The organism is Microbacterium sp. 18062 (genome assembly GCF_902706225.1).
GTDB lineage: Bacteria > Actinomycetota > Actinomycetes > Actinomycetales > Microbacteriaceae > Microbacterium.
Window position 1 is genome coordinate 1 of the sequence record NZ_CACSKB010000085.1, and the last position, 10,200, is coordinate 10,200.

Sequence of the window (10,200 nt, forward strand, 5' to 3'; positions counted from 1 at the left end):
CACCCCCACCCCCACCCCGGCGCCGAACAGGCGCGGGGCGGGCGTGAGTGACCGCGCGTGACCGGCCGGATGCCTCGGATGCGGAGGCCGCGTACGATCGCAGGCATGACCGATCGACCACCGTTCCGTGCCGATGTCGTCGGCAGCTTCCTGCGGCCCGCCGTCCTCGCCGATGCGCGTCGTGCGCACGCCGAGGGGACGCTCTCCGACGATGCGCTCCGCGACGTCGAGGACACGCAGATCGCCGAGCTGGTGCGGCTGCAGGCCGAGAACGGTCTGCGGGTGGCGACGGACGGCGAGTTCCGCCGGTCGTGGTGGCACTTCGACTTCTTCGGGCTGCTCGACGGCGTCGAGATCGTCGAGCTCGACCACGGCATCCAGTTCCAGGGCGTGCAGACCACGCCCCGTGGCGTCGAGATCTCCGGGCCGATCGGCTTCTCGGCGGACCATCCGTTCCTCACCCACTTCCGCGCCCTGCAGGCGACGGCGGCCGAGACGGGGGCGACCCCGAAGTTCACGATCCCGGCCCCGACGGTGCTGGACTTCCGGCTCGAGCCCGGGCACATCGACCTCGCGACGTACGACGGCCGCGAGGCCATCACCGACGACCTCGTGCGCGCCTACCGCGACGCGCTCGCCGCGTTCTACGACGCCGGCGCCCGCTACCTGCAGTTCGACGACACGGCATGGGCGTATCTCTGCTCCGACGCAGAGCTGGCCAAGGCCCGCGAGCGGGGGATCGACACCGACGGCATCGCGGAGCGGTACTCGACACTGCTGAACCGCATCCTGGAGGGAAGACCCGACGACCTGGTCGTCACCACGCACGTGTGCCGCGGCAACTTCCGCTCCACCTGGATCTCGTCCGGCGGCTACGAGCCGGTCGCCGAGGCGCTGCTGGCGAACACCGCGTACGACGGGTATTTCCTCGAGTACGACTCGGAGCGCGCGGGCGGGTTCGAGCCGTTGCGCTTCCTGCCCGAAGGCGACAAGACCGTCGTGCTCGGGCTCGTCACCACCAAGACCGGCGAGCTCGAGGATGCCGACGACCTCCGCCGCCGCATCGACGAGGCCGCGCGGTTCGTCCCTCTCGACCAGCTGGCGCTCAGCCCGCAGTGCGGCTTCGCCTCGACCGAGGAGGGCAACACGCTGTCCGAGGATCAGCAGTGGGCGAAGATCCGCTCCGTGACGGAGATCGCCCGCACCGTCTGGGGCTGACCCCCGCGCGTCCCCCGATCGGCCCGGCCGGCGGGGCGAACGTGTCAATCCGGCACTGTGACGATCCGGCCGCGCCGCCGGGCGCTCGTGGCGACGTACGATGAAGGTCCGGCCTGGGCGCGTCGCACGCCTCTCACGCGGTGTACGCTCTCGCGTCAAGGCGCACTACATCACTCGACAACGTCGTCACAGTGAGGATCTGACATGACGCTCACCCTGTCGCGCGGCCTCGACATCGCCGCCCGGATCGACCCGGAGGTGTTCGACCGCACGAGACGCGCTCGTGAGGCCTTCCTGGACGGATCGTGGGACGGCACGCACCCGACCCATGCGGTCGGCACCGACATCCTGCAGTCGTGGCGGCGCTCCAAGGAGTACGGCATCCCCCGGGACGGGGTCATCCGCACCGCGCCGGAATCGACGGCCGGCAGCGAGCCTCTCGCCGAGGCAGCGCGACCGTTGCTCGATCAGATGACCGATCAGTGCGACGGCGCCGATCTCTGGGGGTTCGTGCTCGATCGCAACGGCACGCAGATCCTTCCGGTGGCCGGCGATCGTTCCCGTTTCGACGCCTCGGTCGAGATCGGCAGCGTGCCGGGCGCGCAGTTCGGCGAGCCGGAGGCCGGCACGAACGGGGCGGGGCTCGCGCTCGTGCGCCTCAGGCCCTATCTCGTCGTCGGGCACGAGCACTACCAGGATCATGCGCGCAGGGCCATCTCGCTCGGGCTGCCGATCCGGAACGCCCTGAAACGCACGCAGGGCGTGCTGGTCGTCTGCAGCATGGTCGCCGGCACGCGTCCGATCATCGTCCCGTACGCGCTCGGCATCGCCGACGCGATCAGCGAGCGCCTCGCCGCGGCGACGGATCAGGGGGACCGCGTGCTGTTCGACGAGTTCCTGCGCCAGACCATGAAGCCCTCGACGCCGACGCTGGTCATGAGCGACCGCTTCTGCACCATGAACGCCGCCGCGCAGCAGCTGCTCAACCGGCCCCAGGACCTCGAGAACGTCCGCGACGTCGTCGAGCACTCGGTGACCAGCGGTCGGTCCGCCGCGCTCACGGTGAGCATGGGCGGGGACACCTATCGGCTGCGGTGCCGGGCGCTGGAGATCGGGCCGGATCGCACGGGGGTGATCGCCACGCTGCAGCGGGAGCGTTCCGCCACGACCTCGGGGATCGCACCGGCCGCTCCCACCGCGGCGCGCGTGATCGAACGCGCACGTGACCGGGGCATCTGGAGTCTCGTCCGGGGCGAGGAGGGGGCCGGACGAGCGCACCTCGTGCGTGCCTCCGGCCCGTTGCCCGAGATCGACACCGCCGATGCGGCGCACGACCCGTCGGCGTGGCTGGATCTGCTGCGCCGACGCCTCGAGGGGGAGTCCCTGCTCGTGCGCAACCTGGATCTGCTGCCCGCCGAGTTGCAGCGCAGCGTCGCCGGCCTCGCCCGCGACGCCTCGTCCTGGTGCGTCGCGACCGTCGGTCCCGGCGTGAGCGACGAGGTGGCGCGCGCGTTCCCGGTGACGGTCGACTGCGCCCCGCTTCGCGCTCGGAAGGACGAGATCCCGACGATCGTCGCGGGCATCCTCGCCGCGGCCGGCGCGGGCCACGTGGGCTGCAGCCCCGAGGTGCTGGGCGTGCTGACCCGGCACGACTGGCCGGGCAACGTGAGCGAGCTGCGCCGGGTGATCCTGAACGCACTGGTCTCGCAGGATGCCGGCCGTATCACGCTGGAGCACCTGCCCCGCTCGATCGTGACCGGGGGAGTGAGGACGTCGGGGAACGCGATCGATCAGATGGAGCGCGAGCTGATCTTCGAGGCGCTCAAGAACGCCGGATGGAAACGGGACCTGGCGGCCGACATGCTCGGCATCTCGCGCTCCACCATGTACCGCAAGCTCAGGCAGTTCCCGTTCCAGATGCCGAGCAGCCGCACCGCCACGAGTCGCCCGGACGACACCGTGCCGGATTGAGACCTCTCCCGACGGCCGGCGCCTCCTAGCGTGAGCGTGGACAGACGCAAGGGAGCGACTCATGCACATCGACGTGGACACGGAGATCACCTACTACACGCCGGAGGAGCGCGTGGCACCGGACGTGCGCCCGGACTTCAACGCGCTCCCCCTGAAGAACTGGCCCGTCACCGTGCACGATCTGCGCGCGAGCGGCCCGACCTCCCTCGACGCCGAGGGGTTCGCCTTCCTGGAGAGCCCGACCGCGGTGCGGGACTTCCGGGATCTCGACGAGCTCGACAGCGTCTACGCGGAGGAGATGGAGGCCTTCATCCGCGAGGTGACCGGCGCCACCGAGACCCGGCTCGCGGGCAAGCCCGGTCTGCGCTCGAGCGCGCCCGAGACGAAGCGGGGCGCGTCGATGATGACCGGCTCCTTCGTCCACGCCGACGTGAGCGACCTCGGCGCTCAGGACTTCCTCGAACGGTACGTGGGGGAGGACGCCGATCGCTGGCGCGGGCACCGGTTCGCCCTCTTCAACGTGTGGCGATCCTTCTCCGACGCCCCGCAGGACGTGCCGCTCGGACTCAGCGACGTGCGCTCGGTCGACCCGGTCGACGCGCAGCTGTGCGACATCACCCTGCCCGTCCGCGACGGCGGTGAACGCACCTGGGAGACCATCGCCTATGTGCACAACCCGACGCACGACTGGTATTACGCATCCGAGATGAAGCGCGACGAGGCATACGTCTTCCGCACCTTCGACTCCGGTGGCGCACAGCGCCGGCCGGTGGCGCACAGCGCCTTCGTCAACCCGACCGTGCCCGACGACGTGCCTCCCCGGGAGAGCGTGGAGATCCGTGTGTTCGCGCTGTTCGAGGACTGACGGCCGAGTGGATCGCGAGATGCCTTTCCCCTGCGAGGAGATCTCATGAGCACATCGTCCATCGGCATCGGACCGTCGATCGGCAGGGCGCCGTCCAGCGGTGCCCTCTCGTCGATCGGCGTCGTGCGCACCATCGTGCGCTCGATCGCGCAGACGCTCGTCGACAGCAGGCTCGACGTCGCGCTCGCCCGTGGTCTCGAGAAGGTCCTGGAGGACGTCGAGTCCCCCGCGGCCGGGGATCCGGCCGCGTTCCTGCAGTCCGTGTCGACGACGATCTCGAGTCGTGTCGGCGGCACGGTCGGCGCGGACTGGGCGGCCGCGTTCCGTCGCGCAGCGGTGGCAGCGAGAGGCCACGACCCCCTGTCGGTCGGCGACGCCGTGACGATGCTGCGCGCGGCGATCGACGGCATCCAGGCGCGGGATGGGGCCCGTCTCGGCGACGGGACCCTGCTCGACGCCCTCGTCCCGGCCGTCGACGCCCTCGTTCGCGCTCATGCCCGGGGGCTCGACGCTCACGCCCTCGTCGACGGCATGGCCGAGGCCGCCCGCGCGGGTGCGGAGGCCACGAGAACGATCCAAACGGCGCCCGGGCAGCCCGACACCGGGGCGGTCGTCGTCGCGCTGATCGCGGAGCGGCTCGCCGCGCAGTGGCCCACCGGCGCCCCTTCCATCGCGCCGTCCCGCTGTTCCGGATGCCGGGCCACCCCCCTGTGCGCGAACGGGCCCCTCATGCCTCGCGCATGAGGGGCCCGTTCGCGCGGGAGGGGCTCGGTCAGACGAGCGGGGTGCCGTGCGTGTGGAACGTCTCGATCGTCTTCATCCCCCACGCCTGGCCCTTCTTGCGCTCCTCCTGGCTCCACTCCACGACCGGCTGGTCGGGATCGAGCAGCAGGCGCGCACCCGCGTTGGCGAACTCGATGCGGTTCCCGCCCGGCTCCCACACGTAGAGGAAGAACGTCTGGTTGATCGCGTGCTTGTGCGGGCCGGACTCGATGTGGATGCCGTTCTCGAGAAAGATGTCGGCGGCCTTGAGGATGTCCTCGCGAGTGTCGGGGGCGAACGCGATGTGGTGCAGGCGGTTGCCGTGCCGGGTCCAGTCGTCGGAGTAGACGACGTCGTACGACTTCAGCGAGAAGTGGAACCACCACGCGGCGAACCTGCCGTCGTCGTTGCGGATGCGCTCGCTCTCGCGTCCGCCGAGGGCCTGGGCGATGAACTCGCCGTTGGCCTCCACATCCTTCGCCAGGTAGTTGATGTGGTCGAGGCGGCGGGCGTTGACCCCCCGGCCGGGAAAACGCGAGGCCTGGTTCTTCAGCGCCGGCTTGTCGTCGGTGGCGACGTAGCGCTCGGTCTCGTAGTAGATCCCCATCGCGTGACCGTCGGGGTCGCGGAAGCGGTAGGTCGGGCCGGTGCCGACCTCGCCGTCCCCCCAGCCCTCGCCGAGCCCGGTGGCCTCGATGGCGGCGACCCGGCGCTCGAGGGCCTCGGCGGACGTGGTGCGGAACGTCGTGAGGCCGACGCCGGCGGCATCCGAGGGGGTCAGCTTGATCGTGTAGAGCTCGTACTCGTCCCACGTGCGCAGGAACACCGAGCCGTCCTTCTCGGCGACGACGCGCATCGCGAGCAGATCCTGGAAGAACCACAGGCTCTTGTCGAACTCGGGGGTGAGCAGCTCGACGCTGCCGATATGGGCGACATCGAAGGAGGTGGAGTCGGTCATCGTGGGGTCCTCTCTGACGGGCGGATGGCGGTGGCTCAGCGGCGCGGTCTCGGAAAGACGGTGCCGTCGAAGATCTTGCGGGCGGTGCGGACCGAGCGGGACGACGCGCGCCAGACGCCGTCGGCATCCCGCTCGACGCTCACCGCCGCGGGGAACGTGCCGGTCGGGTGCTCGAGGAGGGTGACGTCGGTGTCGCCCCGGCGCGCGATGTCGGAGCCGACGGCGCCGGGGATGCGGATGCCGGCGGCCACCGATGCCGCCATCAGCACGCCGATCGAGGTGTGCACCCGCGCCGGGATGAACGCCCGGGTCGAGATCGCTCCATCCGCTGAGGGGGGCGAGAGCAGGAAGACCTTCGGCACGGTCTGCTGCGCGACATCGCCGAGGCCCATCAGCGGCCCCGCCGCCAGACGTACGTGCTCGACGGCGGCGCGGAGATCCGCACGGGACTCCAGGTCGGCGGGCGACTCGTCGCCGGCGACACCGAGCTCGTCTGCGCGCAGCAGCACGACCGGCATCCCGTTGTCGATCAGCGTGACCCGGTGACCTGCGACCTCGTCGACGACGCGGCCGGTCGGCAGCAGCGGCTTGTCGCCGCCGCGCAGCTCCAGGTCGATGCGGCCCGCGGTGCCCGGCACGCCGTCGATCGCCGTGTCGCCGTCGTAGTCGGGCAGGCCGTGCGGGGTGGCGAAGGTCGCCGCGGCGACATCGCCGGTGTTCACGAGGCGGATGCGGACGGTGCTGTTCCTGCCGGCCGCCTCGACGAGGCCGCGCTCGATCGCGAACGGCCCTATGGCCGCGAGCAGGTTGCCGCAGGTCTGCGCGTCCGCGACGACCGGCTCCTCGACCGCGACCTGCAGGAAGAGATAGTCGACGTCGATGTCCGGATCGCTCGATCGGGAGACGATCGCGACCTTCGAGGTGAGGGGATGCGCGCCGCCGAGGCCGTCGATCTGCGCGGGGTCGGGGCTGCCCATGACGCGCAGCAGCAGGTCGTCGCGCGCGGTGCGATCGGTGGGCAGGTCGTCCGCGAGGAAGAACGCGCCCTTGGAGGTTCCGCCGCGCATGAGCGTGCAGCGGATGCCCGTGCGCTCCGCGTCAGCGGCCACCATCGCCGTACTCCGCCTGCGTCGCGTAGCGCACCCCGAGGTCGGCGAGCACCGGGCGCAGCGCGTTCAGGTCCATCGAGATCTCGCCGTTCCGGTAGCGCTCCCGGTTGGCGGCCTCCTTCGCGGCGCGGGCCTGAGCGGCCTCGAGCGTCGCGGCGGCTCGCCTGAGCGGCACGATCGTCACCCCGTCGTCGTCCGCCACGACGACGTCACCCGGACGCACCTCGACCGCGTCGAGGATCACCGGCACATTGACCGACCCGGCGGTGTCCTTCACGGTCCCCTGCGCACTCACGTGCGTGGTCCACACCGGGAAGTCCATCGCGCGCAGCTCCGCGGTGTCGCGCACGCCGCCCGAGGTGACGTATGCGCGGACGCCGCGCACCTGCATCTGCGTGGCCATCAGCTCGCCGATGAAGCCGTACGCCGAGTCGCCGACCGGCACGACGACGATCACGTCGCCCGCCTGGGACTGCTCGATCGCGGCGTGGACCATGAGGTTGTCGCCGGGGGCGACGCTGACGGTGATGGCACTCCCCGAGATCGCCGCATCCTGCTGGATCGGCCGGATGCGCGGGCCCGCGTAGCCGATGCGGCCCATCGCCTCGTGCACGGTCGCGGAGCCGAGCGCGGCGAGGGCGTCGACGACCGCCGCATCCGCACGTTCGATGTCGGTGACGACGATCCCGCTCACTCGAGCACCCCGGTCACCTGGGGAAAGTAGCGCACGTACGCCTCGCCCATCGTCTCGTGCGCGAGGCCGAGGTTGGGCCCGGCGTTGCGCTTGACCTGCACGCCGCGGCGCACGGCCAGGTCGGTGTAGTACGACCACATGTGCTTCTGCGCCGGCAGGCACTCCATCGCGGCGCGCTTGCGGGGGAAGGCCTCGGTGATGTCGAGCAGGACGTTCGGCTTGAAGTCGCTCTGCTCGGGCTGGTGGGGCTCGAAGAAGAACACCGGCGGGGCGCCGATGATCTCGTCCTTCGTGGGAAAGGAGCCGTCGGAGTTCGCCACGCCGATGGCCTGCGCGAGCACGCGGGCCTCGAGTGCCATCCGCGCCGCGGCGGGGTGGTCGCCGTTGTAGGGGTCGGCGAGCGGATGCGTCAGCACCACGGTCGGCTGCACGCGCCGGTAGACGTCCACGAGGGCGGCGACCGCATCCGGCGACTCGCGCAGCGGATAGTCCCCGAGGTCGAGGAACTCGATGTCGGCGCCGAGGGCGGATGCGGCGGCCTCGGCCTCGGCGCGGCGGATGCCCTTGATCTCGTCGAGCGCCTTGCCCTGCAGCCACTGGCTCGCCGACTCGCCGCGCTCGCCGTAGCTGAGGCAGACGACCGTCGCGCGCTCGCCGCGGAGGGCCGCGGCGGCGATCGCGCCGCCCGCACGCCAGACGAAATCGCCGGCGTGCGCGCTGACCACGAGCAGCGCGGGGGTGACCTCGGGCATGTTCACTCCTGTCTCCGATCGGCGGAGCCGCACCGATGGTGCTGACGCATCGCATGCGGCAGCGCTCACGTCGGGCGCCGGTGCCGATCCGTGGGATCAGCGAAGCACACCCCTGGTGGAGTGGTCAAGATTTTGTTTACAATCATGGCGACGAAAACCACTATGGACAGAGGGAAATGGCCTCCGTACCATCGCGGACAAGCCAACGGACAAGGAAGTCGAGGGGTGTCGCTCATGGCACGCAATCTGCAGGAGCTGCTGGACGAGAAGGGGAACATCGTCGAGATGCTCCGTGACTCCCAGCTCGGTACGTACATCTATCCCGTCGTTCCGGCGGAGTTCACCAACTGGCGGCGCGAGCAGAAGGCCTGGCGAGAGACGGCCGTGCTGTACGACCAGACCCACCACATGGTCAACTTCTTCGTCTCCGGGCCCGACGCGCTGAAGCTGCTCAGCGACACCGGGATCAACTCGTTCGCGAACTTCCCGGTGAACACCGCGAAGCAGTTCGTGCCCACGGCGTCCAACGGCGGGGTGATCGGCGACGGCATCCTCTTCCACGAGGCGGAGGGCGAGTACGTGTACGTCGGCCGTGCCCCGGGTGCGAACTGGCTGCAGTTCCATGCCGAGACCGGCGGGTACGACCTCGAGTTCCGCTACGACGACCGCTCGCCCTCGCGCCCGTACGGCGCTGCCGTGCACCGCGACTACTACCGCTTCCAGATCCAGGGGCCGAACGCCTGGGCGATCATCGAGAAGCTCAACGGCGGCCCGCTCGACAAGGTCAGGTTCTTCCACATGGGCGAGCTGACGATCGCGGGCGCGAACGTGCGCACCCTCCGTCACGGCATGGCCGGCGCGCCGGGCCTCGAGATCTGGGGTCCGTACGAGCAGCACGGGAAGATCCGCGACGCCGTCCTCGAGGCGGGACGGGAGTTCGGCATCGAGCCCTGCGGCTCCCGCGCGTACTCCTCGAACACGCTCGAGTCGGGCTGGATCCCCTCGCCCCTCCCGGCGATCTACACGAGCGAGGCCGAGCGCGCCTATCGCGAGTGGCTGCCGGCGACCAGCTACGAGGCGATCAACGCGCTCGCGGGGTCCTTCGTCTCGGAGAGCATCGAGGACTACTACCTGAACCCGTGGGAGCTGGGCTACGGCTCGTTCGTGAAGTTCGACCACGACTTCATCGGACGCGACGCGCTCGAGAAGGTCGACCCCGAGGCGCAGCGCAAGAAGGTCACGCTCGCCTGGAACGATGAGGACCTCGCGAAGATCCTCACGAGTGTCATCGACCGGGAGGGCGTCGGGTACCAGTTCTTCGACCTGCCCAACGCGAACTACGGCTCGTCGAACTACGACGCGGTCATCGACGCCGACGGCAACAACGTCGGCCTGTCGCTGTTCACCGGCGTGACCGCGAACGAGAAGCGCGGCCTGTCGCTCGCGACCGTCGACCGCGACGTGCCAGTGGGGGCCGAGGTGCGCGTCGTCTGGGGCGAGCCCGACGGCGGCTCGAAGAAGACGACCGTCGAGCCGCACGACCAGATCGCCGTGCGCGCGGTCGTCAGCCCGGTGCCGTACGCCGAGACCGCCCGTCAGGAGTACCAGGGCGGCTGGCGCACGTCCGGCACCCTGTAGCCCCTGACCCCGAGGGGCGCCCCGCGCGCGCCCCTCGGGCATCCATGCGACTCCAGACCCTGTCCTCCTTCGGTTCGCGCTTGTGTGTCTCACTTGTGCAGGCCATTCGGGGCTTGGCTCTGCATAGGTGAGACATGCTGGCGCGAACCGAGGCTGTGTGTCTCACTTGTGCAGCTCGATGATGGCTGGAAGCTGCACAAGTGAGACACGAAGGGGGCGGGGGAGGTCCGCGG

At 70.4% G+C, this 10,200-nt stretch carries 9 protein-coding genes; 5 read left to right on the top strand and 4 right to left on the bottom strand.

The features are described from left to right. Positions 1 to 105 precede the first annotated feature (105 nt). The 4 genes from GVL03_RS18300 to GVL03_RS18315 all read left to right on the top strand — a co-directional run bounded on the left by GVL03_RS18300 (position 106) and on the right by GVL03_RS18315 (position 4,798). Entirely contained in the window at positions 106 to 1,218 is a 1,113-nt protein-coding gene (locus GVL03_RS18300) for a 5-methyltetrahydropteroyltriglutamate--homocysteine S-methyltransferase (RefSeq protein ID WP_159502449.1), read from the top strand. Positions 1,219 to 1,422: 204 nt separating this feature from the next. Continuing rightward, the gene (locus GVL03_RS18305; protein WP_159502450.1) at positions 1,423 to 3,189 is read left to right on the top strand and encodes a helix-turn-helix domain-containing protein; all 1,767 of its coding nucleotides are present in this window, start codon (positions 1,423 to 1,425) and stop codon (positions 3,187 to 3,189) included. 61 nt (positions 3,190 to 3,250) lie between these two features. Continuing rightward, complete coding sequence (locus tag GVL03_RS18310) at positions 3,251 to 4,054, top strand: CmcJ/NvfI family oxidoreductase (RefSeq protein WP_159502451.1); 804 nt, start codon at positions 3,251 to 3,253, stop codon at positions 4,052 to 4,054. 45 nt (positions 4,055 to 4,099) lie between these two features. Further along, complete coding sequence (locus GVL03_RS18315; RefSeq protein WP_159502452.1) at positions 4,100 to 4,798, top strand: DAK2 domain-containing protein; 699 nt, start codon at positions 4,100 to 4,102, stop codon at positions 4,796 to 4,798. Between the two features lie 28 nt (positions 4,799 to 4,826). Here the strand turns inward: GVL03_RS18315 and GVL03_RS18320 are convergent, their stop codons facing one another. The 4 genes from GVL03_RS18320 to GVL03_RS18335 are packed head-to-tail and all read right to left on the bottom strand — an operon-like array spanning position 4,827 to position 8,329. Beyond that, on the bottom strand, positions 4,827 to 5,774 hold the full coding sequence (locus GVL03_RS18320) for a VOC family protein (RefSeq protein WP_159502453.1): 948 nt from the start codon (positions 5,772 to 5,774) through the stop codon (positions 4,827 to 4,829). Positions 5,775 to 5,809: 35 nt separating this feature from the next. Then, the gene (locus GVL03_RS18325; RefSeq protein WP_159502454.1) at positions 5,810 to 6,886 is read right to left on the bottom strand and encodes a 4-oxalomesaconate tautomerase; all 1,077 of its coding nucleotides are present in this window, start codon (positions 6,884 to 6,886) and stop codon (positions 5,810 to 5,812) included. Further along, complete coding sequence (locus tag GVL03_RS18330; protein ID WP_159502455.1) at positions 6,873 to 7,577, bottom strand: 4-carboxy-4-hydroxy-2-oxoadipate aldolase/oxaloacetate decarboxylase; 705 nt, start codon at positions 7,575 to 7,577, stop codon at positions 6,873 to 6,875. The genes GVL03_RS18325 and GVL03_RS18330 overlap by 14 nt, the downstream gene beginning before the upstream one ends. After that, complete coding sequence (locus GVL03_RS18335) at positions 7,574 to 8,329, bottom strand: PIG-L deacetylase family protein (RefSeq protein WP_159502456.1); 756 nt, start codon at positions 8,327 to 8,329, stop codon at positions 7,574 to 7,576. The genes GVL03_RS18330 and GVL03_RS18335 overlap by 4 nt, the downstream gene beginning before the upstream one ends. Before the next feature lie 234 nt (positions 8,330 to 8,563). On the opposite strand from GVL03_RS18335, the gene GVL03_RS18340 reads away from it, so the two are divergent. Then, entirely contained in the window at positions 8,564 to 9,967 is a 1,404-nt protein-coding gene (locus GVL03_RS18340) for an aminomethyl transferase family protein (protein ID WP_159502457.1), read from the top strand. Positions 9,968 to 10,200 lie beyond the last annotated feature (233 nt).

What these genes read in the sequence shown, in the direction of transcription:
- GVL03_RS18300 (WP_159502449.1), top strand. Translation starts at nt 106, where the DNA reads ATGACCGATCGACCACCGTTCCGTGCCGATGTCGTCGGCAGCTTCCTG.
- GVL03_RS18305 (WP_159502450.1), top strand. Translation starts at nt 1,423, where the DNA reads ATGACGCTCACCCTGTCGCGCGGCCTCGACATCGCCGCCCGGATCGAC.
- GVL03_RS18310 (WP_159502451.1), top strand. Translation starts at nt 3,251, where the DNA reads ATGCACATCGACGTGGACACGGAGATCACCTACTACACGCCGGAGGAG.
- GVL03_RS18315 (WP_159502452.1), top strand. Translation starts at nt 4,100, where the DNA reads ATGAGCACATCGTCCATCGGCATCGGACCGTCGATCGGCAGGGCGCCG.
- GVL03_RS18320 (WP_159502453.1), bottom strand. Translation starts at nt 5,774, where the DNA reads ATGACCGACTCCACCTCCTTCGATGTCGCCCATATCGGCAGCGTCGAG.
- GVL03_RS18325 (WP_159502454.1), bottom strand. Translation starts at nt 6,886, where the DNA reads ATGGTGGCCGCTGACGCGGAGCGCACGGGCATCCGCTGCACGCTCATG.
- GVL03_RS18335 (WP_159502456.1), bottom strand. Translation starts at nt 8,329, where the DNA reads ATGCCCGAGGTCACCCCCGCGCTGCTCGTGGTCAGCGCGCACGCCGGC.
- GVL03_RS18340 (WP_159502457.1), top strand. Translation starts at nt 8,564, where the DNA reads ATGGCACGCAATCTGCAGGAGCTGCTGGACGAGAAGGGGAACATCGTC.